This window comes from Frateuria edaphi, from assembly GCF_021117405.1.
Classification (GTDB): Bacteria; Pseudomonadota; Gammaproteobacteria; order Xanthomonadales; family Rhodanobacteraceae; genus Frateuria_A; species Frateuria_A edaphi.
Genome location: NZ_CP088251.1, coordinates 1,839,348 through 1,866,247, shown reverse-complemented (window position 1 = coordinate 1,866,247; position 26,900 = coordinate 1,839,348). Strand labels below are relative to the sequence as shown.

The window sequence follows — 26,900 nt, the reverse complement described above, 5'->3', positions numbered from 1 at the left end:
CCGCAAAGGTCCTGTGCGGCGCCGTTGTAGCAGATGTGCGACAACGGCGCCACGGCGACCGCTGGCGTCTGCGATGGGCTAGGCATTCCAAGGCCGGCTATCATGGCGGGTCGCCCGTGCACGTTTCCTACCGATGATCGCGTTCCGCCATTTCGCCCTCCGCCGTGGCAGCCGCCTGCTGCTGTCCGATATCGATCTCTCCATCCAGAGCGGTTGGCGCCTGGGCGTGATCGGCCGCAACGGCTGCGGCAAGTCCAGCCTGTTCGCCGTCCTGCAGGGACGGTTGGAGGCGGACGCGGGCGAACTGGACCTGCCGGCGAAGCTGCGCCTGGCGTCGGTGGCGCAGGAGACGCCCGCGTTGCCGGACGCCGCGCTCGACTACGTGCTCGGCGGCGACGAGGAAGTCGCGGCGGTCCTGCGAGAGGAGGCCGATGCCCAGGCGCGTGGTGACGCCGAGGCGATGGCGCGCGCTCACCACCGCATCGAAGAGCTGCACGGCTACGACGCCCGCGCCCGCGCCGGCCGCCTGATGCATGGCCTGGGCTTCGCGCCGGAAACCCACGAGCGGGCGGTGAAGGAGTTCTCGGGCGGCTGGCGGGTGCGCCTGAACCTGGCGCGTGCGCTGATGGCGCCGTCCGACCTCCTGCTGCTCGACGAGCCGACCAACCATCTGGATCTGGATGCCGTGCTGTGGCTGGAGGAGTGGCTGCGCCGCTACCAGGGCACGTTGCTGGTCATCTCGCACGACCGCGAGTTTCTCGACGCGGTTACCTCGCACACACTGCATCTGCACGACGGTGGCGCGCGGCTGTACACGGGCAACTACACCGCCTTCGAACGCCTGCGCGCCGAGCAGCTGCGCCAGCAGCAGATCACGCACGAGCGCGAGCAGGCCGAGCGCGCGCACCTGCAGTCGTTCGTCGATCGCTTCAAGGCGAAGGCGAGCAAGGCCAAGCAGGCGCAGTCGCGCATGAAGCGGCTGGAAAAGCTGGCTGGCACCGAAGCGGTCCGCGCCGAGCGGCCGTTCCGGTTCCAGTTCGCGGTGCCGGATCGGCTGCCCGATTCGATGCTGCAGCTGGAAGAGGTGTCGGCGGGCTACTCGGCTCTGCCCCCTCTCCCCGCTGGGGTGAGCGGCGGGGCTCGCGGGGATGTTGGTTCGGCGCATTTGGTGGAGTTCGGGGCAAGCCTTGGCGCCTCATCCCAACCTTCTCCCCCGGGGGGAGAGGGAGCGGACGTCGCCCTTGCGGACGAGAGTTATCGTTCAAAGGCAGCGGTCGTCCTTACGGATGTCCGCTTTCGGTTGGAAGCCGGCGAACGCATCGGCCTGCTCGGCCCCAACGGCGCCGGCAAGTCGACCCTGGTCAAGACGCTGGTCGGCGAGCTGCCGCCGCTGGCCGGTGAGCGCAAGGCCCACAAGGACCTGAAAATCGGCTATTTCGCCCAGCACACGGTCGAAAGCCTGCGCGAGGGCGCCAGCCCGTTCGACCACCTGCAGGACAAGGCGCCGGGCGTGGCGGCGCAGGTGCTGCGGGACTTCCTCGGCGGCTGGAACTTCGCCGGCGACCGCGCGTTCGAGTCGGTCGATGGTTTCTCCGGTGGCGAGCGGGCGCGCCTGGCGCTGGCGCTCATCGCCTGGGACAAGCCCAACCTGCTGCTGCTCGACGAGCCGACCAACCACCTGGACCTCGATATGCGCGAGGCGCTGGCCGATGCGCTGGCGGACTTCGATGGCGCACTGGTGCTGGTGTCGCACGATCGCCACCTGCTCGGTCTGGTCTGCGACAGCTTCTGGCGCGTCGCGGACGGCGCGGTGGAATCGTTCGACGGCGACCTGGACGACTACGCACGCTGGCTGCGCTCGCGTGGTGCGGCCGTAAGGAAGGCCAACGAGCCGGCCGCATCCGCCGAATCCGCCGCCGACCGCCGCCGCGCCGCCGCCGCACAGCGCGAACAGGACAAGACCGCGAAGGCCCGGGTCAGGAAGATCGAAGCGCGCGTCGCGGCGATCGATGCGGACCTGGTTGCCCTCGAGGCGAAGCTGGCCGACCCGGCAACCTACAACGGTTCCACCGCCGAGCTCATGAAGCTGGGCCAGCGCCAGGCCGACCTGCGTCGCGAGAAGGAAACGCTCGAGGCCGAATGGCTGGAGCTGTACGAGCAACTGGAGGCCGCCAGCGCATGAGCGTGGAACTGTGGCTGCCCGCGCTCGTGCGCTTCGAGCCCGCGCATCCGCTGCGCCGCCTGTTGGTGCGCGCCGATCGCCTCGAAGATGGCCCAAGGGGATACCTGGCCGGGTTGGCCACCTGGTTCGATGTCCCGCAACCGCTGCCCGCCGGTGCGCTCACCCGGCAGCTGGCGGCCGGCGATGCCGATGACGCCTTGTGGATGAGCGCCGATCCGGCCTGGGTCGAGCCGGACATGAACGGTGCGCGCCTGCTTGCCTGCGGGCAGATGCAATTGACCGCAGGCGATGCCGCCGCGCTGGCCGAGCCGCTCGCGCCGCTGTTCGAAGAGCAGGGCATGCGGCTGGAACTGACCTCGTCCGATCGCTGGCACCTGCGCCTGCCGCCGGGCACGGCCGTGCCCACGTTCCCCGCGCCCGAGCAGGCGCTCGGCGAAAACCTGCTGCAGCATCTGCCGCAGGGTGCCGATGGGCGCCGCTGGCGAATCCTGCAAAACGACATCCAGGTGTTGCTGCATCAGCACCCGCTGAACGCGCAGCGTCGCGCCGCCGGTCAACCCCCGGTCAACAATCTGTGGCTGTGGGGGGCAGGCACGTTGCCCGAGACCGTGGCGACCTCGCTTCGCGGCGTGGTCAGCGACGATCCGTTGCTGCGGGGGCTGGCGGCGCGGTCGGGTATTGCGCATCGCTTGCGGACACCGGCCCGCGAGACCCAGGCCACTTCCGCAGCGCCGACGGCGGCGGGCGAACTCGCCGCTCATTGGCTGATCGACCTGCAGGACCTGCCGGCCCAGATCATTGCCGACCAATGGTGGCCCATGATCGACACGCTCGCCCGCCAGCGGCCCCTGCGCCTGACCTTCGCCAGTGGCGAGCGCCGGGATCTGCGTCCCTGGCATCGCTGGCGTTTCTGGCGCGGGATGCGCGCATGAGCGCACCGACGTTGCGCCGCCGGCTGGTGTCGGGCGCGCCCGAGGGCTGGAGCGATGGGGTGCACCCGGTGCTGCGCCAGGTTTACGCCGCGCGCGGCGTCCTGCATCCGGCGCAGGCCGAGCATCGCTTGCGCCATTTGCTGGCGCCGCAGGCACTGGGTGGGCTCGATCGTGCCGTCGCGCTGCTGATCGAGGCGATCACCGGCGACTGGTCGATCGTCATCGCCGGCGACTACGACTGCGACGGCGCCACCGGCACTGCCCTGGCCGTGCGCGGCCTGCGCCTGCTCGGCGCGCGGCGCGTGGATTACGTGATTCCCAACCGCTTCGCGCACGGCTACGGCTTGAGTCCGGCGCTGGTCGCCTCGCTCGAACCCGCGCCGCAGCTGATCGTCACCGTCGACAACGGCGTGGCCAGCATCGCCGGCGTGGCCGCGGCGAAGGCGCGCGGTATCCGAGTGATCGTCACCGACCACCACTTGCCGGGCGATCAGTTGCCGGCCGCCGACGCGCTGGTCAATCCCAACGTGCTCGAGGTGCGTGCATGCGGGCATGGCGAGCCCGCCTGCGAGTCATGCACCGGCGATGCGCGGATGAACCAGGCTTTCGCCAGTCGCGCGCTGGCGGGCGTCGGCGTGATGTTCTACCTGCTGCTGGCCGTGCGTGCGGAGTTGCGCGGGCGCGGGGCTTTCGCCGGGCGCGAGGAGCCGGACCTGGGCAACCTGCTCGACCTGGTCGCGCTCGGCACGGTAGCCGACCTGGTACCGCTGGATTTCAACAACCGCGTGCTGGTCGAGGCGGGTATCGGCCGCATCCGCAGCGGTCGCGCCTGCCCGGGCATCACCGCGCTGGTGGAGGCTGGCAAGCGCAGCCTGTCCGGCGTCTGCGCCAGCGATCTTGGTTATGCCGTCGGCCCGCGCCTCAACGCCGCGGGCCGGTTGGAAGACATGCGCCTGGGCGTCGAATGCCTGCTCACCGACGACCCGGTACAGGCGCGCGCGCTGGCCGAGCGGCTCAGCGCGATCAACCAGGAACGCCGCGAGCTTCAGGAGGCGATGGTCGCCGAGGCCGAGGCGATGATCGGCGCGCTCGGACTGGAAGGCCTGGGCGAGCGCACCGGCGTGAGCCTGTACGAACCCACCTGGCACGCGGGCGTGGTCGGACTGGTGGCGTCCAAGCTCAAGGAACGGTTGCACCGCCCGGTGATCGCCTTTGCGCCGGCCGACGAGGACCGGCCCGAGGAACTGCGGGGTTCCGCGCGCTCCATCGCCGGCTTCCACGTGCGCGACGCGCTGGCGGCGATCGACGCACGCCTGCCCGGCCTGATCGAGCGCTTCGGTGGCCACGCCATGGCGGCCGGGCTGAGCCTGAAGACCGCCGACTACCCCCGCTTCGCCGACGCCTTCGACGCGATCGCGCGCGAATGGCTGGACGAGGAACGCCTGCAGGCGGTGCTCTACACCGACGGCGAACTGCCGCCCGGTACCTTCACCCTCGACCTTGCGCGCCAGCTGCGTGACGGCGGGCCGTGGGGGCAGGGCTTCCCGGAACCGCTGTTCGACAACCTGTTCGAGTGCGCGCAGTGGCGCCTGATGGGCGAGCGGCACTGGCGGCTGAGCCTGCGCGATCCGCGCGATGGCGCCGTACACGAGGCGGTGATGTTCAACGTGCGCGCAGCCGCGCCACCGCCGCGGCTGCGCGCGGTATACGAGCTGACGATCAACGAATGGCAGGGCAGGGAAAGCGCGCGTCTGCTGGTGCGCCACGTCGAACCCGCCTGACGCAGCCGGCTTTTCGCAGAGGCCCGGTTGCGGCGTCGGTCTTTTATCTTCCGCCAGGAACATCGCCCGCAAGCGGGCCATTGCAGCGTTGCCGCCGAACCGGGCTTTCACGCACCCAAGCTTGCATAGCCGCGCCCGCCGCGCTTGGATGGAGTTCCGACCACGCGGAGACACCCCATGATCGAGCAGATGACCGACCTCCCCGCCGGCGCGCTGGGCTTCACCGCGCGCGGCAAGGTGACCGCGGCCGACTACGAGAACGTGTTCGTGCCGGACGTGGAGGCCGCCTTCGCGCTCAACCGCAAATTGCGCCTGCTCTACCACGTCGGTCCCGACTTCACCGGCTTCGAGCCCGGCGCCATGTGGGACGACACCAAACTGGGCTTTCGCCACTGGAGCGGCTGGGAGCGCATCGCGCTGGTCACCGACGTCAACTGGCTGCGGCTGGTGGCACGCACCATGGGTTTCACCGTGCCGGGCGAGTTCCGCCTGTACCGCAACGACCAGTTGATGGAAGCCAAGGCCTGGATCAGCGAATCGTTCCGCGAACACCACGCCTGAACGGCAGACACCCGCTTGCGCGCCTTGTGAAATCCTGCTCCACTCGCGCCATGTCCATGCCGACCACGCATTCCGTCTTCGCCACCGCGCCCTGCGCGGCACGCGTGCGGCCGGCCCTGGACAACCGCTCGAACAATAATCGTCGCCTGCACAAGGGGGCCGGCGCGTAGCCGCAAGTTCGAGCAACAACTACGCGACGAAGGCCCGCCCCGTGCGGGCCTTCGTCGTTTTCGGGTCATGGAAAACGCGAGGGAGACAAATCATGTGCGCCATCTTCGGGATGTTCGATCTTGCACCGGGTGACGACCTGGCCGCGCTGCGCCGGCAGGCGCTGGAGCTTTCGCAGCGCCAGCGCCACCGCGGGCCGGACTGGTCCGGCGTGTTCATCGATGCCGGGGCGATCCTGGTGCACGAGCGCCTGGCGATCGTCGATCCGGCCAGCGGCGCGCAACCGCTGCGTTCGCGCGATGGCGCGCTGGCGCTGGCGGTCAACGGCGAGATCTACAACCACGGCGAGTTGCGCCTGGGCAGTGGCTATGACTTCACCACGGGTTCGGATTGCGAGGTGATCAACGCGCTCTACCGTGATGGCGCGGACCCGGCCGAGTGGATCGCCGGCCTCAACGGCATCTTCGCCTTCGCGCTGTGGGACGGCGTCGCGCAACGCTACCTCGTCGCACGCGATCCGCTCGGCGTGTGCCCGCTCTACTGGGGCCATGATGCGGCCGGCCGGCTGTGCGTGGCCTCCGAGATGAAGGCGCTGGCGGGCGTGTGCGCCGATGTGACCATGTTCCCGCCCGGACATGTCTACGACAGCGCCAGCGGTGAGCTGCGCCGCTATTACCAGCGCCCGTGGCGCGAGTACGCGGCGACGCAGGGCAGGGCGCCGGGCGATCTGCGCGTGGCGCTGGAACAGGCGGTGCAGCGCCAGCTCATGTCCGACGTGCCTTACGGCGTGCTGCTCTCCGGCGGGCTGGATTCCTCGCTGGTCGCCGCCTGCGCCGCGCGCTTCGCCCGCGAACGCGTCGAGGACGGCGGCCAGAGCGAAGCCTGGTGGCCGCGCCTGCACTCCTTCGCGATCGGGCTGGAGGGCTCGCCGGACCTCGCCGCCGCGCAATTGGCCGCCGAAGCGCTGGGTACCGTGCATCACGGTTTCGTCTACACCTTCTGGGAAGGACTGGACGCATTGCCGGAAACGATCCGCCACATCGAGAGCTACGACGTGACCACCGTGCGTGCCTCCACGCCGATGTTCCTGCTGGCCCGGCGCATCAAGGCGATGGGCGTGAAGATGGTGCTCTCGGGCGAGGGCTCCGACGAACTGTTCGGCGGCTATCTCTACTTCCACAAGGCGCCTTCGGCGCAAGCCTTCCACGAGGAAACCGTGCGCAAGCTCGACGCGCTGCACCGCTACGACTGCCTGCGGGCGAACAAGGCGATGATGGCCTGGGGCGTGGAGGCGCGCGTGCCGTTCCTGGACCTGGCCTTCGTCGAATCGGCCATGGCCTTCGATGCACGCCACAAGATGGCCGGACACGGTCGCATCGAGAAGGCGGTGCTGCGCGAAGCCTTCGTCGGCGTACTGCCCGACGCCATCCTCTGGCGCCAGAAGGAGCAGTTCAGCGACGGCGTCGGCTATGGCTGGATCGACGGGCTCAAGGCGTACGCCGAACAAGCGGTGAGCGACCGCGAATTGGCCGCCGCGGCCGCACGCTGGCCGCACAACACGCCGGCAACCAAGGAAGCCTATCTCTACCGCGCCTTGTTCGAGAAGTTCTTCCCGGGCGAGGCCTGCGCGGCAACCGTTCCCGGCGGCAAGTCGATCGCCTGTTCCTCGCCGGCGGCGCTGGCGTGGGACCCGGCCTTCGCCGGCAGCGCCGACCCGTCCGGACGTGCCGTGCACGGCATACACACCCAATCCTTGTCGCCCCTTCCCCTCGCCACCTCGTAGCAGCGCGCCCGTGCGCGAGCGCCATGCGGGTCTGGGCTCAGCGGCCGCGAACCGGTGCGCTCCTCAATCTGGATGCACTGGATCGCCGACTGTCCCATCGACCCTTGCAGGAGCGCATTCGTGCGCGACGCCATGCCAGACCCGCGAAAGAGTCGCATACAGGGCGCACTGCTGAGATCGATGCACTGGCTCGACGGCGCGCGCCCGGCTTACGCTTTGCCTTTCCGCCTGAGGCCAGGAACATGGCATTGCTCCCCTACATCTACTTCAACGGCAGTTGCGAGGAAGCGCTGTCCTTCTACGCCGCCTGCCTCGGCGGCGGCGTCGGGTTTCTCGAGTTGCACCGCTTCGCCGGGTCGCCGATGGCGGCCAACGCACCCGCGGGCTGGGACCAGAAGATCATGCACGCCAGCCTTGGCAGCGAAGGCCAACCGCTGATGCTGGCCTCCGACGGCATGCCGGACATGCCCAGCGAAGCGCCGCGCGGGTTCTCGCTCGCTTTCGCTGCGCCGACGGTGGAAGAGGCCGAGCGCGTGTTCGCCGAACTGGCCGAAGGCGGGCGCATCGAGATGCCGATCGGGCCGACCTTCTTCGCGGCCCGCTTCGGCATGCTCACCGATCGCTACGGCATCGCCTGGATGGTCAATTGCGACTAGCGGACCGCTAGCGGCCCAGCTGCACGCGGAAGGCTTCGACCAGCGTCAGCAGCGCGCGCGTGCCATAGGGCTTGGCCAGGTAGGCGTCGTAGCCCGGTTGGCGGGGAAGATGCTCTTCAGGGATGGCCGTGGTGAGGATGATCGGATGCTCGTAGCCGGCCCCGCGCAGGCGCTCGATCATCTCCAAACCGCTCAGGCACGGCATCATGAAGTCGGTGACGACGAGCTCGGGCAGTTCCTGCAGCGCGATCTCCAGGCCCTCGCACCCGTCGGAGGCGACGGTCACGTGGTAGCCCGCCTCCTCCAGCACGGTGGCGGCTACCAGGGAGACGTCGGGTTCGTCCTCGACCAGAAGTACGCGCAGCATGTCAGCCTGCTTCCCGGGACTCGGCAACCCTGGGGTCCGGTCCGAAGGCGATGCCGCGGGCATTGACGTGGAACTCGTGCGTGCGCGGGTCGAAATCGCTGTCGCGCAGCTTGATCACCGACAGGTAGCGCCGGAACGCATGCCCGCGCCGCCCGGTGTTGAGCAGGAGCACGTTGTCGACCATCGCCGACAACTCGTCGCTGGGCATCATCGCCTGGTCCAGTTGCAGCTCCGGGATCTCCGAGGTGTAGACGACGCTCGCGCCGATCGCGCCCAGTTGCATGCTCAGCGCGTTGATCACGTAGGGCATGCGCTCGGGAATCACCAGGCTGTCTCGGATCGCCACCAGGCCGTCGACGAAGACGCGCTTGGCCTTGCGCGCGCGGGCGCGGCTGACGATGTCGCGCACCAGTTCGTCGACGATGTTCTCCGCCGGCGGCAGCCATGAAATTTCCAGCGTTCCGTCGTCGAGCGGCGTGTCCAGGTCCAGGCCGATGCTGCGCGCCTTCTGGAGCAGGTGCGCGGGCGTTTCGTAAAAGCCGAACATCAGCCCCGGCTCCTGCGCACTGGACAACGAGAGGTAGTGCAAGCCGAGCGTGGTCTTGCCCGCACCCGTGGGTCCCACCAGCAACGTGGCCGAACCGGCCGGCAGGCCACCTTGCAGGAGCGTGTCCAGCCCTTCGTGCCCGGAGGTCACGCGATGGGCCTCGGCACGGGCGGCGGGCGCCGCTTCCAGTGCGCTTTCGACGCGCGGGAACACCGCCACGCCTTCCCCTGTGATGCGCACGCGGTGCTTGCCCGGGAGAATTGCCGCGCCGCGGTGTTTCCTGACCTGGATCGTGCGGTAGGCGCGAAAACCTTGCGTCTCGTCGCTCAGCTCGATCCAGCCGTCCACCATGGTGTGTTCGGGACAGCTGGAATCGCGGTTCTGGTGGGTGAGCATGACCAGCACGGCGTCGGCCATTCCCGCCACGCCCTGCAATGCATGGATGAACGCGCGGAACTCCTGTTCCGAGGCGACCGACTGGGCCACGAACGTGCCATCGAGCACCATCGCGGTGGCGCGGTGTCGCTTGAGCTCGTGCTGGACCAGCTTGAGCAGTCCGGGCAGGCCTTCGCGCTCGAGCACGCCATATCCGCTGATGTACTGCATCGCGTCGGGCAGCGCGCTGCCCTCGAAAAAGTCCATCTGGCTGACGTAGGCGAGCATCCGCGAGCTCGATTCGGCCAGCAGCGTCATGTAGAGCGCACGTCCGCCTGCGCGCACGTGGGCGTAGCAGAACTGGTTGGCCAGGATCGTTTTGCCCGCTCCGGGCGGCCCCTGGACGATATAGGCCGAGCCGCGGAGAAAACCGCCATCGGTCAGCTGGTCCAGCCCCTCGATGCCGGTCGAGAATTTTTCGATCACTATCCGCTCCACTATGTGCCTGCCCGGGGAACCGTACGCGGCGTACCGGCGTAGACGAACTGTGCATGGTAGCCGCAGGCAAGGTTTCTTGGGCAAGCACCGCTCCGGCCGCGCTCGGATCGCGGCATTCCGGCCGTGCCCGCATGCCGTGCTGATCCCGCGCCGGGCGGGTTCGGCAGTCCCGTTGACTGCCCATTGACGCGTCCAGCTATTCACTGCGCGGGCCCCCAAAGGCAGGAGCCCGGGCGATGAGGAAACGGCAGTGTGCGGCGCAGATGCCCGGCTGCCGTTTTTGCGTGCCTCACGCCCGAAGCACAGACGTTGATTGCGTGTCATGGGCCTCGTCCCACGACCGTTCGGCCGACCTGGATGTTGCGCCGGCCGGGCGCGAGGTCCTTAGGTCTCCACGGAGAAGATCATGATTTCCAGAAGGCGTTTTCTTCAGTCTTCGCTTTCGCTGGCACTGGTCCCGCTGTTGCCACGCGTGGCCATGTCCACCACCTTGAGCGTGCGGCCCAGCTGGCCGGTGTTCTGCCTCACTCCCCAGCTGCAGTCCTTCTACAACGCGGTCGCCGCGATGAAGGTCGTCAAGGACAGCACCAACCCGAACAGCTGGGCGTATTGGGTCGAGACGCATCGTGCCAATTGCCCCCACGGCGTGTCGTACTTCCTGGCGTGGCATCGCGGTTTCCTCCATCGCTTCGAAGCGAAGCTGAAGGAGATTTCCGGAGATCCCAGCCTGGTGCTGCCGTACTGGAATTACTACGACTCGCCGAGCATCCCGCCGGAGTTCCTGGATCCTTCCTCGCCGCTGTACCGCAGCGACCGCACCGGCACCGACGTCACCGGTGCGCTCAGTTACGACGCCTTCGCCGATACCGTCATCCGCTTCCAGCGGGGCAAGTCGCACGCGTTCGAGACCATCGTGGAGTCGCGCCCGCACAACCTGGTCCACAACCTGATCGGCGGCTCGATGGCCTCGATCAGGATCTCGCCCAGGGATCCGGTGTTCTGGGTCCACCACGCGAACATCGATCGCCTCTGGGTCGCCTGGCTCAAGGCCGGCGGCGGGCGCAAGGAGCCCCTGACGACCAATACCTACTGGTCGGGCGACCTCTATTACGGGCCGGCCGTGGACGGGATGCCGCGGGTGTGGACCGCGGATACCACCAGCTACCTCGGTTACCAATATGACAACGAAACCATGCCCAGCCAGTCCAGCAGCTCCGTGATGGCCGCCAGTGCGATGGCCACCAGTGGCGCGCCGCTGCGTCCTGCCACCCGCGTGAGCGTGCCGTTCGGCAAGTCGCGCGCGCTGTCGCTCGACGAGCAGTCCCTGAATGTCGACGTGGCGCTTGGTGCGACCGATGCCGCCCGCGTGCGTTCGCTCATGCTGCGGCCGACCGCCGGTTCCACGGAGAACGGCCCGGTGCGCGTGGTCCTCGATGGTGTGCACCTGACCGGCCTTGGCCACAAGGGCGGTTACTTCTACAACGTCTATCTCAACCTGCCCGCGCAGCCTGGTACCGGCCAGGCCGCCGGCGCCTATCTGCTGGGTTCGGTGGGCGCTTTCGAGATCAGCGTGGCGCAGATGAAGGCGAGCATGAAGGGCATGCATGGCATGTCGGACATGGCTGGCACGGCGACATCGCACGGCCACGGCGTGCGGCTGGTCTTCCCGGCGACCGAGGTGCTGCAGAGGATCTGGCCGGACAACCTGGACAAGCTCAGCGTGTCCTTCGTGCGTGTCGATGGCAGCCGGCACCCGACGAAAGGCGTGGTGATGAAGGTCGACGGGTTCCGTGTCGAGGCCGACCCCTCGATGTGACCGCGTGGCGCGCCGGTGGCCCGGCGCGCAATCCGGACCACGAGAGCTGCTCGCGACGGACGCCGCCAGGTGCGGCGCCCGTCGCGCACGTCAGGCGTACTGCATCTTGATCGTCATGCCACCGTCGATCACGAAGTGCTGGCCGGTGACAAACGCCGATTGCGCGGACAACAGGTAGACCGCCAGCGCGCCGATATCCCTCGGCGTGCCCACGCGGCCGGCAGGGTGCTGCGTATGGTCCTTGCGGCTGAGCCTCGGCGCGTGGCGCTCGGCGGGCTTCTGCCACGCGTCCGTGGCGATCCACCCCGGCAGGATCGCGTTCACCCGTACCGATGGCCCGGCGCTGACCGCCAGCGCATGGGTGAAGGCCAGCATGCCGCCCTTGCTCGCGGCGTAGGCCTCGGTGTCCGGTTCGGATTGCAGCGCGCGGGTCGAGGCGATGTTGACGATCGCGCCGGTGGCTTCGGCCAGCGCGGGCAGGGCGTGCTTGCTGCAGAGGAAGGTGCCAGTGAGGTTGGTGGCGAGGTAGCGGTTCCAGTCCGCCAGCGACAGCGATGCGAGCGGCGCGCGATGCGGATCGGCGATGCCGGCATTGTTGACCAGGCCGTCGATGCGTCCGAACCGCGAGAGCGCCGCCTGCACCCAGCGCTGCACGCTGGCCTCGCGCGCCACGTCCAGCAACGTGAAGGCAGCGCGCGCGCCGACGTCCCATTCGGCCAGGCAGGCGAGGCCGGCCTCCTTGTCCAGGTCACCGATCATCACCCGCCCGCCCGCGCCCAGCACCGCCTGGGCGATGCCGCGCCCGATGCCTTGGGCGCCGCCGGTGACCAGCACCACGCGTTCGCTGAGCGGCCGTGCGTCGTGGTCGTGGATGGCGGGGGCCTGGGTCATGAGGAATCCCTGCAGATCAGCGGATGAGCGAAGGCCCGAGCCTGTATCCGCACTCGTGATGCGGGCGTCGCTTGCGCCCGTCGGCGTATTACCATGCGCCGCCGCGAGTGAGCGGCATGCCGCTGCGGATACCCCGATGAGACAACCCCTCGCCATCCTTGCCTGGTTGCTGGGTTTCGTTGCGCTGGACCTGTACGTCAACCTCGTGCGCCGGCTGGTCGGCGTGGCGGTGCCGGTGTGGCTGGCGTACGTCGCGGGCTTCTTCGTGCTCGTCTTCATCGTGTGCCGCCATGGGCTGGGAATCACCCGTGCCGAGCCGCTGGGCCTGGGCCGGCCGGGCGGTTGGTCGCGCTGGCTGTGGACCGGTTTCGCCATCGGCTTCGGCATCTGGGCGCTGAAGAACCTGGTCCTCCTCGCCATGGGCAAATTCGAGGTGGTGGGCTGGCGCGATATCGGCTTCGCGCTGCCGCTGTTGGGCCAGGCCCTGTTCGCCATGTTCTTCGCTTCGGCGATCAACGACCTGATGATCCGCGGTTACGGCCTGGCCTTCTGCCGTCGTTTCGGGTTCATGCGCTGGTACGTACCGCTCACCGTGCTGGTCTATGCGCTGGACGACAGCTGGAACGAGGGCATCGACCCGGGCAACCTGCTGTTCTCGGCCATCCTCGGCCTCTCGCTCGCCTGGACCGTGCTCAAGACCGGCACGCTGTGGATGAGCATCGGCATCCATTGGGGCAGCAATGTCTGCTACCGCTTCATGTCGGGTTTCGACGGCCGGGGCGTACCCCGGCTGGAGCATGTCATCGAAGGCGCGCGGTTCGACTACGCCGCCATGGCAATCACCGCGCTGATGTTCCCGCTGGTGATGCTGGCGGTGCGACGTGCCGGGACGCAGCCAACCACGCGCTGACCGCCCACGCTTATTCCTCGGCGATGCGTACCACCAGCTTGCCGAAGTTCCGCCCCTCGAGCATGCCGATGAAGGCACGCGGCGCGTTCTCCAGGCCTTCGACCACATCCTCGCGGTACTTGATCTTCCCCTGCCGGACCCATTCGCCCATGGCCGCCAGGAACTCGCCGAAGCGTGACCCGTAGTCGTCGAAGATGATGAAGCCCTGCATCCTGATGCGCTTGGTCAGCAGCGTGCGCATGAGCAGACCCAGCCGGTCGGGGCCGGGAGGCAGCTCGGTATCGTTGTAGTGCGCGATCAGCCCGCACAGCGGCACGCGCGCCTTGGTGTTGAGCAGCGGCAGCACCGCGTCGAACACCGCGCCGCCCACGCTTTCGAAATAGACGTCGATACCCTGGCGGCAGGCGGCCTCCAGCTGCTGTGGGAAACCCTCGGCGTGGTGGTCGGCGCAGGCGTCGAAGCCCAGCTCGTCCACCACGTAGCCGCACTTCTCGTTGCCGCCGGCGATACCTACGACATGGCAACCCTTGAGTTTTGCGATCTGCCCCACCACGGAGCCCACCGCACCGCTGGCTGCGGCCACCACCACCGTCTCGCCGGGCTTGGGCTGGCCGATGTCCAGCAACCCCATGTACGCGGTGAACCCCGGCATGCCCAGCACGCCCAGCGCCAGCGAGGGATGCGCCATGCCCGGGTCCAGCCGATTCAAGTCCCGGCCGTCCGACAGCGCGTAGTCCTGCCAGCCGCCGTAGGCCAGCACGAGGTCGCCAGCCCGCCAGTCCGGATGCCGGGAGGACGCCACCCGCGCGACGGTGCCGCCGACCATCACATCGCCCACCGCCAACGGCGCGGCGTACGACTCCGCATCGCTCATGCGCCCGCGCATGTAGGGATCAAGCGAGAGGTAAAGATTGCGTAACAGCACCTGGCCGTCGCCGGGAGCGCTCACCGGCTGCTCAATCAGTCCGAAATCGCTGGCGGTCGGCGCGCCGACCGGGCGGGAGGCGAGGGTGATCTGGCGATTGGCGCTGGAAAGGGTAGCCATGGGGATGCCTTGTCACGGCTTGTCGTGCCGGAAGCGTGTGTGAAAATCGCGGTTCGCGGGCAACCATGGGCCATGCGCCGTGGCCTCCGCGTGGAAGACAGGCCGGTCGCTGGCAACGTTTCGAGCCATCGGACACGGGCCCCAGCAGGCGTGCGGCGCCTTTGCTTCACCTGCAGCCTGCCTGTGGTATGACTTTGGTTTCTTTTTCGGGTTTACGTCCTGGAGGGTCGTTTGACAGAACAGTTATCCGTGGGAGTAACGGGCCTCGACGATGTCTTGAATGGCGGCCTCTCGAGAGGCCGGCTGTTCCTGCTCGAGGGCAGCCCGGGTACGGGCAAGACCACCATCGGTCTCCAGTTCCTGCTGGCGGGCAGGGATGCCGGGGAGCGGGTGCTCTACGTGACCATGTCCGAAACCGAGGACGAGTTGCGCGCCACCGCCAAGTCGCACGGATGGTCGATCGACGGCGTGGACGTCTTCGAACTCGTGCCGCCGGAAAACCTTCTGGACGAAGCACAGCAGCAAAGCCTGCTGTATTCCTCCGACCTGGAGCTTGGCGAAACCACCAGCCGGATCTTCGAAGTGTTCGAACGGATCAATCCGGACCGGGTGGTGATCGACAGCCTCTCGGAAATCCGCCTGCTTGCGCAGGGCTCGCTGCGCTATCGGCGCCAGATACTGACGCTCAAGCATTACTTCGCCCAGGCCAAGGCCACCGTGCTGATGCTGGACGACCTCACCAGCGAGAGCAACGACAAGACGGTACACAGCGTCGCGCACGGCGTCCTGCGCCTGGAAGAGCTTTCGCCGGACTACGGTGCCGAGCGCCGTCGCTTGCGTGTCCTCAAGTACCGGGGCCGCCAGTTCCGCGGCGGTCACCACGATTTCGTGATCCGTTCCGGCGGCGTGCAGGTCTATCCGCGGCTAGTCTCCAGCGAACACGGTGAAGGTTTTTCTCGAGACGTGGTGCCTTCCCCGGTGCCCGGGCTCAACGCGCTGCTCGGGGGCGGCATCGAGCGCGGATCGAGCGTGCTGGTGCTGGGGCCGGCGGGAACCGGAAAGTCGCTGCTTACGCTGACCCTCCTTGTCGGAGCCGTCGAGCGGGGCGAGCGCGCCGCCATGTTCATCTTCGACGAGGAACGGCCCTTGCTGGTCCAGCGGGCGCTCGGCCTGGGGATAGACATGCAGCGCATGATCGATGCCGGCCAACTGGTGGTCGAGCAGGTGGACGCGGCGCAGATGACGCCGGGCGAGTTCTCCGCGCGCGTGCGCCACCACGTGGATGCCGGCGTGCGCACCGTGGCCATCGACAGCCTCAACGGCTACCAGGCCGCGATGCCGCAAGAGCAGGCGCTGGTGCTTCACGTCCACGAGCTTCTGCAATACCTCAACCGGCGCGGGGCCACGGCGTACCTCACCGTGGCCCAGCACGGACTGGTCGGCGACATGAAGTCCCCCGTGGACGTCACCTACCTGGCCGATACGGTCGTGCTGCTGCGCTATTTCGAGGCCGCCGGACGAGTGCGCCGCGCAATCTCGGTGGTGAAGAAGCGCGCGAGCGCGCACGAGGACACCATCCGTGAATACCGCCTCGGACCTGGCGGCCTCCAGCTGGGCGAACCGTTGACCCAGTTCCAGGGCGTGTTGCGCGGCGTGCCGAGCATGACCGGCGCCGAGCCCGAGCGGCGGCTGATGCCGGACCCGTCGTGATCCCGCACCTTTCCGAACGCATCCTGATCCTGGCGCCGCGGGGACGCGACGCACAGGTCGCCGGAGCCATCCTGGCCGAAGCCGGGTTGCGCTGGCTTTCCTGCGCGTCGCTAAAGACGCTGGTGGAGGGCATGGCCGCGGGTGCCGGCACCGCGCTGGTGACCGAGGAGAGCCTGCTCGAAGGCGACCTGCATGCGCTCTCCGCGTGGCTCGAGGCGCAGCCGCAATGGTCCGATTTCCCTTTCATCCTGGTGACCAGCCGCGGCGGAATCGAGCGCAACCCGGCGGCCGGCCGCCTGCTTACCGTGCTGGGTAACGTCACGTTCCTGGAGCGGCCGTTCCACCCGACCACGCTGGTCAGCCTTGCGCAGGCCGCCCTGCGGGGCCGGCGCCGGCAGTACGAGGCGCGGGAGCGCCTGACCGCCCTGTACGAGAGCGAGCAACGCTTCCGCGCGGCGATCCAGGCGGTGCAGGGAGTGCTGTGGACCACCAATGCGCAAGGCGAGATGGTGGGCGACCAGCCAGGATGGAGCGCGTTGACCGGGCAGACGTTGGTCGATTATGTCGGCAACGGATGGGCCGCGGCCCTGCACCCGGACGACGTGCATCCGACGCTCGGCGCCTGGGCGGCTGCGGTCGCCGAAAAGCGGGCCTACCGTTGCGAACAGCGCGTGCGCGTGCGCAATGGAGACTGGCGGACATTCAGCGTAAGGGCGATCCCGACATTCGACCGCGAAGGCGTGATCCACGAATGGGTCGGCGTGCATACCGACGTGACCGAGCAGCGGGCGACGGAGCACTCCCTTCGCGAGCTCACCGCGACACTCGAGCAGCGCGTGCGCGAAGAAACCGCCGCCCGCCAGGAAGCGCTGGTCAAGCTGCACGAAGCGCAGAAGCTGGAAACCATCGGCCAGCTCACCGGCGGCGTCGCGCACGACTTCAACAATCTCTTGATGCCGATCACCGGCGCGCTGGACCTGCTGCAGCGGCGCTTCGCCGATGCGGACGCTCGTGCCGGCCGGTTGATCGACGGCGCCCTGCAATCGGCCGAGCGTGCGAAGACCCTGGTGCAGCGGCTGCTGGGTTTTGCGCGGCGCCAGACCCTGCAGACGCAGGCCGTCGATCTGGAGAGGCTGCTGGAGGGCATGCACGACCTGATCAGGAGTTCGGTCGGATCGACCATCGAATTGCACACGGTCTGCCCGTCCCACCTGCCACAGGCCGTGGCCGATCCCAACCAGTTGGAGCTGGCGCTGCTCAACCTCTGCGTCAACGCGCGCGACGCCATGCCCAAGGGCGGCACGCTCACCATTGCGGCCGATGTGGTGGCGCCGGGCCCGGAACAGTCGGAACTGCCCCAGCGTGAATACGTGCGCGTGTCCGTGACCGATACGGGCACCGGCATGGACCAGCAGACCCTGGCGCGTGCCATCGAGCCGTTCTTCTCGACCAAGGAAACCGGCCGCGGCACCGGCCTGGGCCTGTCGATGGTGCACGGGCTGGCCGGTCAGCTCGGTGGGCACTTTGCCATCTCCAGTACGCCCGGCAAGGGCACTCGCGTGGAGTTGTGGCTGCCCAAGGCATCCGGAGCCACGGCATCGATCAGGCGCGAGACGCAGCCGGAACGACTCCGTACGCCTACTCGTGCCCTCAATGTGCTCCTCGTCGACGACGAACAGCTGGTGCGCGATGGCACGGCTGCGATGCTGCGTGAACTCGGCCACCGCGTGGTGGAGGTCGGCGGCGCAGGCGAAGCTCTCGAAAAACTCCAGGATGGCCTGCAGATCGACGTGGTCGTGACCGACTACAAGATGCCGCGCATGGATGGCGCGGAACTCGCGCGCCGACTGCGCCGCGTGCAACCGGCCTTGCCCGTCCTGCTCATCACCGGCTACAGCGGTCATGCGGACGACACCCGCGGGCTGTCGCGCCTGGCCAAGCCTTTCCGCCAGGCCGACATCGCGGCCGCGCTGGAGGAGCTTATGCCGTCCGCCTCCGCCGCCATCACTGTGGGCACGCTGGAGGGGTGATCCTTCCGACGGCAGGCCTCCTCTGGGTAGTCGAGGACATTACGCTGCGACCACCCCACCGGTATGTGATACGCGCGCCGGAGCGCTGGCCTCGCGGGCGCTGGCGCTAGGCCCGCATGCTGCCGGTGTCCAGGTAGCGCTGATGCCAGGACAGTGCCTCGGTCAGCAGCGAGGGTGACTGCTGTCCATAGGCATGCGCCCGTGCGCGCTCGAAGTAATCGGCCAGCGCGGGGCGATAGTCGGGGTGCGCACAGCGGTCGATGATCAAGCGCGCACGCTGCTTGGGCGAGAGGCCGCGCAGGTCGGCCAACCCCTGCTCGGTGACGATCACCTGCACGTCCTGCGGGATGTGGTCGACGTGGCTGGCCTGCGGCACGATCGCGGAGATGCGCCCATCCTTGGCGGTCGAAGGCGTCATGAAGATCGAGATGTAGGCGTTGCGTGCGAAATCGCCCGAGCCGCCGATGCCGTTCTGGATGCGCGAGCCCATCACGTGGGTGGAGTTGACCGCGCCGTAGATGTCCGCCTCGATCAGCCCGTTCATCGCCAGGCAACCGAGCCGGCGGATCACCTCCGGGTGATTGCTGATCTCCTGCGGCCGCAGCAGGATGTGGTCGCGATAGCGGGCCACGTTCGCGTTGAAGCTGGCCGCCGCCTCCGGGCTGAGCGAGAAACCGGTTGCCGAGATCACGCCCAGCCGGCCGGCCGCCAGCAGGTCGAGCATGCCGTCCTGGATCACCTCGGTATAGGCATTCATGCGCTCGAACGGGCTCTCGAGCAGGCCTCCCAGCACCGCGTTGGGAATGTTGCCCACGCCCGACTGGATCGGCAGCAGCGCGGGAGGCAGCCGCCCGACCTTCACCTCGTGGCGCAGGAATTCGAGCAGGTGGCCGGCAATCGCGCGGGCAGCCGCGTCCGGCGCCCGAAAGGGCAGGTTGCGATCCGGCGCATCGGTTTCCACCACGGCGACCACCTTGTCCGGATCGCATCGCAGATACGGCTCGCCGATGCGGTCGCCCGGCCGGACGATCGGAATGGGTACGCGGTTGGGCGGCAGCGCGGTCCCGTAGTAGATGTCGTGCATGCCATCGAGCGCCGCGCTCTGCCAGCGGTTGACCTCCACGATCACCTGGCGCGCCTGGTCGATCCAGGTCTTGTTGTTGCCCACCGAGGACGAGGGCACCAGCGCCCCGTCCGCCGTGATGCCGCTGACCTCGATCACCGCCGTGTCCAGCGGTCCCAGGAATCCCTGCCAAGCCATTGGCGCGACCTGGCTCAGGTGCAGGTCGAAATACTCCATGCGTCCGGAATTAATCTGCTCGCGCACCAGCGGATCGGAGTTGTAGGGCAGGCGGAACTCGATGCCTTCGGCCCGCGCCAGCGCGCCGTCCAGTTCCGGCCCGGTCGACGCTCCGGTCCACACCCGGACGCGGAACGGCCGCCCGGCCGCATGCTCGGCCTCGATGCGCGCCGCCAGCGCCATCGGCACCGCCTTGGGATAGCCCGAACCGGTGAAACCGCTCATCCCCACCGCGCTGCCCGGCGCGATGAAGCGTGCCGCCTGGTCGGCGCCCATCACCTTCCCACGCAGACGCGCATACTGGATCCGCTGTCCGTCGTTCACCGTCGTCTCCTCGCAACTGCTGTTGAGGCGAAGGGGCACGCTACGCCCGTCGCTGCGGCGGATATGTGTGCGCTGGATTCGATGGTCCGCCGCGAGCGTGACGAACATCTTGCACGCGTTCGGATCCTCCTGGGCCCGACACTGGCGCGGTACCGGAACGGCAGCGACCGGGACCCCGCGCTACCTTGCCGCCTGTAGCAAGGCCCCCCAAGAGCTTTATCGATTTATTAACGAATCCTGCGCGGACGGCTAACGTTGAAGTCACATACCTTGCGTCGTGACGTAGGTGGCGGCGCATGGAAAACCTGATCGTCAGGGTACTGTCCCGCAAGCGGCCTCCGGCCGCCGTGGGCTACGTCGTGACGCTCGGGCTGGTGTTCGCGGTCCTGCTGTTCGAGTACATGTATCGCCCCGCGCTGCACCGCTACCTGCCGTTCCTGCCGGTCGTGTTCGTGTCGGCGCTGTTTTTCGGACGTCCCGCCGGGCTCTTCGCGACGCTCCTTAGCGCCGCCCTTGGCGACGACGTCATAGACCTGCTGCGGGATGGATCCGCGCCGCAGCCGACGGAGATGCTTTTCATCGTCCTGTACGTCTCGGTCGGCTGCGCCACCGCGTGGCTGATCGAAGCGCTGCGCTCGGCCGTCTGCAAGCTGCTCGACGCGGAGGCGGAAACCTCGCTGCTGCTGGACGAACTGGCGCACCGCACCCGCAACGACCTGATGATGATCTCCTCGGTGCTCAACCTGCAGGCGATGCGCCAGACCGACGCGCATGCGCGTGAGGCGCTCGAGTCAGCGGTGGCGCGCGTGCGCGTGATCGCCGAAGCCCAGGAGCGCCTGCGCAAATCCGGCAAGCACGGCGAGGTGGAAGTGGCCGCCTACCTGCGGGCGCTCGGCCACGGCCTGGCCGAACTTCTGCGCGACGTGCGCCCGATCCGCGTGCGCGTCCTGGCCACTCCCATGTTCGTGGATGCGCCGGTGGCCGTGTCCATCGGCCTGATCGCCAACGAGCTTGTCACCAACGCCTTCAAGTACGCCTTTCCGGACGGGCAGGGCGGCACCGTGCAGATCACGTTGGAATTGACCGCCGCAGGCGTTGTCCTGAGTGTGGAAGACGATGGCGTGGGCGTCCCGCCTTCAAAGAAGGACGGCCTGGGCACACGGCTCGTGCAACTACTCGCCTCGCACCTGGGCGGAACGGTCCAGGCGATGCCCCGCGAGTACGGACATGGCGTCAAGGTGTTGCTGCCGATCAAGCCTGCCGCGGTAGTGCTCACGGCCGTCAGTACCGACGGTTGATCCTTGCAGGCGACGCTGGCCGCCGATCGGCTAGTGCACGACAAAAGAACTGTGCAGGGGAATGGATATGTTGCGGACGTGATCTTTCACCGTGACGGTGACCTGCCAGACCCCGCGCGGGTCACCCGGATCATCCGTGTACGTCATCGACGCGTTCGACAGATAGACGTTGCCAGGATCGCCGGGTCGGATCTTCAGGCAGGCAGATCCTGCTGCCGGACCGAATCCGTTCCGTCGGGCCGCACCACGGCAAAGTCGCAGGTGATGTCGGTCATCCCCGAGGCCGGATCCACTTTCACGTTGGACACGAACGTAAGGATGAACAGTGCACCGCCCGGCCGTACCTCCCGCGTCTGATCGAAGTGAGGTGTGGTCTCGGGCGCCGTGTTCCACTTGGCCTGCCAGTCCTTGTCGGGCGTGATCAGAAGCGCCGCGCCCAGACCGTCACGCGACTTCATCGCCTCCGTCTCCGGAATGGGTTTGCCCGAGCGGTCGTGCCAGAACTGCGCCGAAGCTGACAGCGAAAGGGAAGCCGCCACAAGACCGGTCAGCCAACGTCGAAGCATATCCGTGGCGCATCCTTTATCCGATTGATAGACGCGGTCGGCTGCATACACCAGTTCACCATCGGTCGCCCGGCGCCCGGCTTTGTTCTTCGCTCGTCCATTGGAAGTGTTCCAGCAGCCCTGCGGCCTCGACGGAGAGGGCTGCGGCAAGATTCTTGGGCGAGTGGAACTGGTCTCAGTCGCGCTCCCTAGCGAACGCGCGCAGGGTTTTCTGCAGCGCTTCAAGCTCTGCGCTCACGAGTGGAATCCGGCGAGCAGCTCGTCCATGACCGGGTCGATCTTTGCTTTGGTTCCTCGCCACTTGCCCATGTCGAACCCACCTTTCCCGTTCAGGTGATACGTCGCCGAGGCGACGAGGCGGCCGTGCTGGGTGATGCGGATCTCTGCATGGGAGAGATACGGCTTGAAATCCCACGACCGCAAAGCGGTGTAGTCCACGATGTATTCGCACGAAGAGGGCGGGTCATTCAGAAAGACCTCGGCAGCGACCCCATGCCGCTGAAATCCGTCCTGCATCACCAAGACGAAGTCGTCCACTTTGACCGCCGGATTGTTGCTGATGCACACGTGATCCATTGCCGCATGACTATCGACTGGCTTGACCTTGACGCTGGTACATGCGCCAAGCACGAGTACGGCAATTGCCGGGAAGATGAGCTTCATTCCTGACCCCCTGGTCCTTTGGTTGAATGCCTGGCGAGCATAGCGCCCCGCAAAGTGGCCCAGGGAAACTGGTCGAGGGCGCACCCCATGACTTCCGGCCGTGTCCCGCCGCCGCCCACTCGGGCAACACTCGCGCGGCTCTGTGCCGTTCGTCACCCCTGGGGTGTCGTTCGTACGCCCCGTCGCTCCGCTCATCCCACAAGGACCCCTATGCGCCGTCACCTCTCCACCGCAATCTGCCTGGCCCTGGCCGGGCTTTCCATGGCTCCGTTGGGGGTCGCTTCGGCGGCCGAGGTGAGGGAGGCGACGACGCAGTTGCCGCGAGGGGTGGTGCCGTCGCACTACGACGTGGCGGTGACGCCGCATGCGGAGAAGATGACGTTCGATGGCCAGGTGACGATCACCCTGACGGTGGTCAAGCCGACCAGTTCGATCACGCTCAATGCAGCGGACCTGACCTTCTCCAAGGCGTCGCTGACGGCGGAGAAGGGCAAGATGGCGTTTGCCGCGCCGAAGATCGCGGTGGACGGGAAGGCGCAGACCGCGACCTTCACCTTCGACCATCCGATCCCCGCGGGCACCTATCGCCTGGCGATGACCTACGCCGGCAAGATCGGCACCCAGGCCAACGGCCTGTTCGCGCTGGACTACGACACCAAGGCCGGCAAGAAGCGTGCGCTGTACACGCAGTTCGAGAACTCCGACGCGCGCCGCTTCATCCCGTCGTGGGACGAGCCGAACTACAAGGCCACCTTCACCCTGACTGCCACCGTGCCGACCGGCGAGATGGCGGTCAGCAACCTGCCGATCGCTTCGAAGAAGGACCTCGGCAACGGTATGACCGAGGTGCACTTCGGCCAGTCGCCCAAGATGTCGACGTACCTGCTGTTCTTCGGCCTGGGTGATTTCGAGCGCGCGACGCTCGACGCCGAAGGCACCGAGATCGGCGTGATCACGCAGAAGGGCATGATCGACCAGGCGCAGTTCGCGCTGGATTCGTCCAAGCTGGTGCTGAAGGAATACAACGACTACTTCGGCGTGCCGTACCCGCTGCCGAAGCTGGACAACATCGCGGCGCCGGGCCAGAGCCAGTTCTTCTCGGCGATGGAGAACTGGGGCGCGATCTTCACCTTCGAGTATTCGCTGCTGATGAACCCGCATATCTCCACGCAGCGGGACAAGGAACGCGTGTTCAATGTCGCCGCGCACGAGATGGCGCACCAGTGGTTCGGCGACCTGGTGACGATGAGCTGGTGGGACGACCTGTGGCTCAACGAGGGCTTCGCCTCGTGGATGGCGGCGCGTACCACCCAGAAGCTGCACCCGGAATGGCACACCGAGCTGGACGCGGTCGGCGTGCGCGAAGGCGCGATGAGCCAGGATTCGGTCGTCACCACGCATCCGGTGGTGCAGCACGTGGAGACGGTGGAGCAGGCCAGCCAGGCGTTCGACGCGATCACCTATTCCAAGGGCGAGGCGGTGATCCACATGCTGGAAGGCTACGTGGGCGAAGAGGCCTGGCGCACCGGCGTCCGCAACTACATCAAGGCGCACGAGCACGGCAACACGGTGTCGGACGACCTGTGGAAGTCGGTGCAGGCCGCGGCCGGCAAGCCGATCACGCAGATCGCGCACGACTTCACGCTGCAGCCGGGTATTCCGATGCTCGAGGTGCGCGCGGCCGCGTGCACCAATGGCAAGACCAGCATTGCGCTGCGCCAGGGCGAGTTCACCCGTGACCGGCCGGAGAAGAAGCCGCTTCGCTGGCACGTGCCGGTGATCGCCCAGACGGTCGGCGGCGAGCCGGTGCGCATGGTTGTCGACGGCAAGGCCACGATGACTGTGCCGGGATGTGGCCCGGTGCTGGTCAACGCCGGCCAGACCGGCTACTACCGCACGCTCTACGCGCAGAACAACTTCGACGCCTTGAAGGGTCAGTTTGCCAAGCTGGCGCCGATCGACCAGCTCGGCCTGCTGGGCGACACCTGGGCGCTGGGCATGGCCGGCAACGAGCCGGTGTCCAACGTGCTGGCGCTGATCACCGCGACCCCGGCCGACGCCGACCCGCAGGTGTGGTCCGAGGTGGCCGGTTACCTCTCGGCGCTGGACAACTACTACCGCGGCGACCAGGCCCGCCAGCAGCGCCTGCGCACGTTTGCACTGGGCCAGCTGCAGCCGGTGTTCGCCAAGATCGGCTGGGAGGCCAAGCCGGACGAGAGCGCGCCGACCGCCAACCTGCGCCAGACGCTGATCGGCGTGATGGCGGACCTGGGCGATGAGCAGGTGATCAACGAGGCCCGCCGCCGCTTCGCCGCGCAGAAGACCGATCCGAACGCCGTGCCGGTGGCGCTGCGCAAGACCATCACCGCGATCGTCGCGCAGAAGGCGGACCAGTCGACCTGGGACCAGCTGCACGCCCAGGCGAAGTCCGAGACCACGCCGCTGATCAAGGACCAGCTCTACAGCATGCTCTCGATCCCCGAGAACGATGCGCTGGCCCAGCGTGCGCTCGACCTGGCACTCACCGACGAGCCGGGTGCGACCAACAGCGCGGGCATGATCCGTGCGGTGGGCTTCTACCATCCGGAGATGGCGTTCGACTTCGCCGTGGCCCACCGCGAGCAGGTCAACAAGCTGGTCGATTCGACCTCCAGCAGCCGCTACTACCCGGTGCTGGGCGCGAGCTCGACCAAGCCGGAGATGATCCAGAAGATCCAGGACTACGCGCAGAAATACATCGCGCCGACCTCGCGCCGCGTGGCCGAGCAGGTGGTCGCGAACATCAAGTACCGCATGATGATCCGCAAGGATCGCCTGTCGGAAATCGATGCGTGGCTGGACAAGCACGCCGGCTGATCCTGCCGGGTCGGTGAGAGAGGAAGGCCCCGCATGGCGGGGCCTTTTTCTTTGCGTGCCGCGGGGACCCCAGCCACGCTGGCGGGTGATCGGCTGCCTTGATCGGACCTTGACGAAAATCCCTTCCACGGCATGACCTCTGGCCCTATCCGATCGCCATGGTCGGCATACGCTGATCGCGCCGTCTGATGGATGGCTCCTTCATCAATGGGACGGCCGTGGGCGGTGCCTGTGGCAGGCGATCATCCGTGCGTGTGGCAGGCGGACCGTCCGAAACCTCATGAGCGATAAGCCAAACCCCTGGCCGCTCATGGGTCCCCCACGTCGATGAGAAGCAGGTATCCCCATGAACGCATGCTCTGCAATCCGCATACACCGCCGCCTTGCGGCGGGGGCCTTGGCGCTGGCGGTCGTTGGCGTCTTCGGTGCACTGGGCTCCGCTACGGTTTCGGCCAACGAGATCACGACGGGCAGGGTATTCGGCAGGGCGCCCGCGGGTGCCACCGTGCTGGTCAGCAGTCCCGAGATCGGCATCCATCGCACGATCCGCGCAAATGACCGGGGCCTCTATCGGATGGGCTGGGTGCCGGTAGGCATCTATTCGGTCACGGTGCTCGACAACGGCCAGCCTACGGTCATGCACCCGAATGTGCAGGTGCTCGTGGACACCGGTTCCAGGGTGGATTTTGGTTGTGTCCATGGACGGTGCTCGGAGGTCGCGGCGAACTAACGAAGGGGCCCCGGCAAGGGCGTCGACGATACGCAAGGCATCTGGCGCCCGGCGCGGAAACGCCGGGCGCTTTTTTATGCGACCGGGCGTCGGCATGGACCTGGCCTGCTCTTTCCACGGGAATGGGCGGGAACGCCACCGTCCACTACGGCTGCGCCGGTGCAAGCCTGTGGTGGATCTTCTTCCGCCGGGGTGACTTCTTACCCTTCGGCCGCTCCCGGCAATCGAGTACGCTGCGCACGCCGCACGGAGGCGCATGCCTGGTGCGCGGCTGCGGAGGGTGTGGTTGGTGGCTCGTCGAGCGCCGGCCGAAGCCATCCGCACGATCCGCGGGCACACCGCCAAACCCCTGGCGGCCCGCGGTTCTCCCCACATCGATAACGAAAAGAAGGAAAAACCCATGAGCAAGCTCCACTCGATCAAAACGGGTTCGATCCGTCGTGGCTTCGTGGCGGCCGCCGCCGTCGCATTGTTCGGCATGGCGGGTTCCGCCGCGGTCCACGCGCAGGCCACGGCCGGCGAAGTGTTCGGCAACGCGCCGGCCGGCAGCACTGTCCTGGCCAAGAGCACGACCACCGGCACCCAGCGCGAGGTCCAGGCTGACGAGAAGGGCCGCTACGCGATCCGTGCGCTGCCGATCGGCGTCTACACGGTGACGCTGTCGGAGAACGGCCAGCCGGTCGCCAAGCACGTCAACGTGCCGGTGGTGGTGGGTCGCGGCATCAAGGTGGACTTCGACGGTCAGGCGTCGGCCACCGGCCAGCAGTAAGGCGTCGAGCCGGGCGTCCAGGCGTCCGGCGAAACGAAAAGCCAGCGCCGCAAGGCGCTGGCTTTTTTTGTCAGAAGCGCCCTTGGGCGCGAACCAAGTGTCCGAGGTGGCGATCACCCGAACCGCGGTCGCGGCCAAGCGC

21 protein-coding genes are annotated in these 26,900 nt (G+C 67.6%); 14 read left to right on the top strand and 7 right to left on the bottom strand.

All coding sequences use genetic code 11. From position 1 onward, the window contains the following. Positions 1 to 133: 133 nt before the first annotated feature. From LQ772_RS08805 to LQ772_RS08780, 6 genes are all read left to right on the top strand, one after another. Entirely contained in the window at positions 134 to 2,182 is a 2,049-nt protein-coding gene (locus tag LQ772_RS08805; RefSeq protein ID WP_231325801.1) for an ABC-F family ATP-binding cassette domain-containing protein, read from the top strand. Continuing rightward, the gene (locus LQ772_RS08800; RefSeq protein ID WP_231325800.1) at positions 2,179 to 3,114 is read left to right on the top strand and encodes a phosphoglycerate mutase; all 936 of its coding nucleotides are present in this window, start codon (positions 2,179 to 2,181) and stop codon (positions 3,112 to 3,114) included. The genes LQ772_RS08805 and LQ772_RS08800 overlap by 4 nt, the downstream gene beginning before the upstream one ends. After that, a complete protein-coding gene (locus tag LQ772_RS08795; protein WP_231325799.1) occupies positions 3,111 to 4,895 on the top strand; it encodes a DHH family phosphoesterase in 1,785 nt (594 codons plus the stop codon). The genes LQ772_RS08800 and LQ772_RS08795 overlap by 4 nt, the downstream gene beginning before the upstream one ends. 177 nt (positions 4,896 to 5,072) lie before the next feature. Beyond that, positions 5,073 to 5,456: a SpoIIAA family protein gene (locus tag LQ772_RS08790; protein ID WP_231325798.1), complete on the top strand. Its 384-nt coding sequence runs from the start codon at positions 5,073 to 5,075 to the stop codon at positions 5,454 to 5,456. Positions 5,457 to 5,718: 262 nt separating this feature from the next. Beyond that, a complete protein-coding gene (gene asnB, locus LQ772_RS08785; RefSeq protein ID WP_231325797.1) occupies positions 5,719 to 7,407 on the top strand; it encodes an asparagine synthase B in 1,689 nt (562 codons plus the stop codon). 242 nt (positions 7,408 to 7,649) lie between these two features. Beyond that, a complete protein-coding gene (locus LQ772_RS08780; RefSeq protein WP_231325796.1) occupies positions 7,650 to 8,063 on the top strand; it encodes a VOC family protein in 414 nt (137 codons plus the stop codon). Between the two features lie 7 nt (positions 8,064 to 8,070). Here the strand turns inward: LQ772_RS08780 and LQ772_RS08775 are convergent, their stop codons facing one another. Both LQ772_RS08775 and LQ772_RS08770 read right to left on the bottom strand, forming a co-directional pair. After that, positions 8,071 to 8,430 (bottom strand): response regulator, encoded by a 360-nt coding sequence (locus tag LQ772_RS08775; RefSeq protein ID WP_231325794.1) that lies wholly within the window; start codon positions 8,428 to 8,430, stop codon positions 8,071 to 8,073. Between the two features lies 1 nt (position 8,431). Next, positions 8,432 to 9,838, bottom strand: a complete 1,407-nt coding sequence (locus LQ772_RS08770; RefSeq protein WP_231325792.1) for an RAD55 family ATPase — start codon at positions 9,836 to 9,838, stop codon at positions 8,432 to 8,434. 490 nt (positions 9,839 to 10,328) lie between these two features. Here LQ772_RS08770 and LQ772_RS08765 point away from each other — a divergent pair, with 490 nt between their 5' ends. Further along, positions 10,329 to 11,666, top strand: coding sequence for a tyrosinase family protein (locus tag LQ772_RS08765; RefSeq protein WP_231325791.1), 1,338 nt, complete (start codon positions 10,329 to 10,331; stop codon positions 11,664 to 11,666). A gap of 90 nt (positions 11,667 to 11,756) precedes the next feature. On the opposite strand, the gene LQ772_RS08760 is transcribed toward LQ772_RS08765, so the two are convergent. Continuing rightward, a complete protein-coding gene (locus tag LQ772_RS08760) occupies positions 11,757 to 12,557 on the bottom strand; it encodes a glucose 1-dehydrogenase (RefSeq protein WP_231325789.1) in 801 nt (266 codons plus the stop codon). 136 nt (positions 12,558 to 12,693) lie between these two features. Here LQ772_RS08760 and LQ772_RS08755 point away from each other — a divergent pair, with 136 nt between their 5' ends. Further along, positions 12,694 to 13,467 (top strand): CPBP family intramembrane glutamic endopeptidase, encoded by a 774-nt coding sequence (locus LQ772_RS08755; protein WP_231325787.1) that lies wholly within the window; start codon positions 12,694 to 12,696, stop codon positions 13,465 to 13,467. Between the two features lie 10 nt (positions 13,468 to 13,477). Here LQ772_RS08755 and LQ772_RS08750 read toward each other — a convergent pair whose 3' ends face one another. After that, positions 13,478 to 14,512: an NADP-dependent oxidoreductase gene (locus LQ772_RS08750; protein WP_231325785.1), complete on the bottom strand. Its 1,035-nt coding sequence runs from the start codon at positions 14,510 to 14,512 to the stop codon at positions 13,478 to 13,480. Positions 14,513 to 14,731: 219 nt separating this feature from the next. Here LQ772_RS08750 and LQ772_RS08745 point away from each other — a divergent pair, with 219 nt between their 5' ends. Then, positions 14,732 to 16,222, top strand: coding sequence for an ATPase domain-containing protein (locus tag LQ772_RS08745; RefSeq protein WP_231325981.1), 1,491 nt, complete (start codon positions 14,732 to 14,734; stop codon positions 16,220 to 16,222). Then, entirely contained in the window at positions 16,219 to 18,252 is a 2,034-nt protein-coding gene (locus LQ772_RS08740) for a hybrid sensor histidine kinase/response regulator (RefSeq protein ID WP_231325783.1), read from the top strand. The genes LQ772_RS08745 and LQ772_RS08740 overlap by 4 nt, the downstream gene beginning before the upstream one ends. Positions 18,253 to 18,358: 106 nt before the next feature. Here LQ772_RS08740 and scpC read toward each other — a convergent pair whose 3' ends face one another. Then, positions 18,359 to 19,828 (bottom strand): succinyl-CoA:acetate CoA-transferase ScpC, encoded by a 1,470-nt coding sequence (gene scpC, locus LQ772_RS08735; RefSeq protein ID WP_231325979.1) that lies wholly within the window; start codon positions 19,826 to 19,828, stop codon positions 18,359 to 18,361. Positions 19,829 to 20,172: 344 nt separating this feature from the next. On the opposite strand from scpC, the gene LQ772_RS08730 reads away from it, so the two are divergent. Beyond that, positions 20,173 to 21,174, top strand: a complete 1,002-nt coding sequence (locus LQ772_RS08730) for a sensor histidine kinase (RefSeq protein ID WP_231325782.1) — start codon at positions 20,173 to 20,175, stop codon at positions 21,172 to 21,174. A 194-nt stretch (positions 21,175 to 21,368) separates the two neighbouring features. On the opposite strand, the gene LQ772_RS08725 is transcribed toward LQ772_RS08730, so the two are convergent. Next, positions 21,369 to 21,791, bottom strand: coding sequence for a hypothetical protein (locus tag LQ772_RS08725; protein ID WP_231325781.1), 423 nt, complete (start codon positions 21,789 to 21,791; stop codon positions 21,369 to 21,371). A 183-nt stretch (positions 21,792 to 21,974) separates the two neighbouring features. Further along, positions 21,975 to 22,403, bottom strand: a complete 429-nt coding sequence (locus LQ772_RS08720; RefSeq protein WP_231325780.1) for an Sbal_3080 family lipoprotein — start codon at positions 22,401 to 22,403, stop codon at positions 21,975 to 21,977. 210 nt (positions 22,404 to 22,613) lie between these two features. On the opposite strand from LQ772_RS08720, the gene LQ772_RS08715 reads away from it, so the two are divergent. From LQ772_RS08715 to LQ772_RS08705, 3 genes are all read left to right on the top strand, one after another. Next, positions 22,614 to 25,259 carry a M1 family metallopeptidase gene (locus tag LQ772_RS08715; protein ID WP_231325779.1) on the top strand — a complete coding sequence of 882 codons (2,646 nt, stop codon included), beginning with the start codon at positions 22,614 to 22,616 and terminating at the stop codon, positions 25,257 to 25,259. Between the two features lie 346 nt (positions 25,260 to 25,605). Further along, a complete protein-coding gene (locus LQ772_RS08710) occupies positions 25,606 to 25,989 on the top strand; it encodes a carboxypeptidase-like regulatory domain-containing protein (protein WP_231325778.1) in 384 nt (127 codons plus the stop codon). A gap of 400 nt (positions 25,990 to 26,389) precedes the next feature. Further along, a complete protein-coding gene (locus LQ772_RS08705; RefSeq protein WP_231325777.1) occupies positions 26,390 to 26,758 on the top strand; it encodes a carboxypeptidase-like regulatory domain-containing protein in 369 nt (122 codons plus the stop codon). Positions 26,759 to 26,900: the final 142 nt, after the last annotated feature.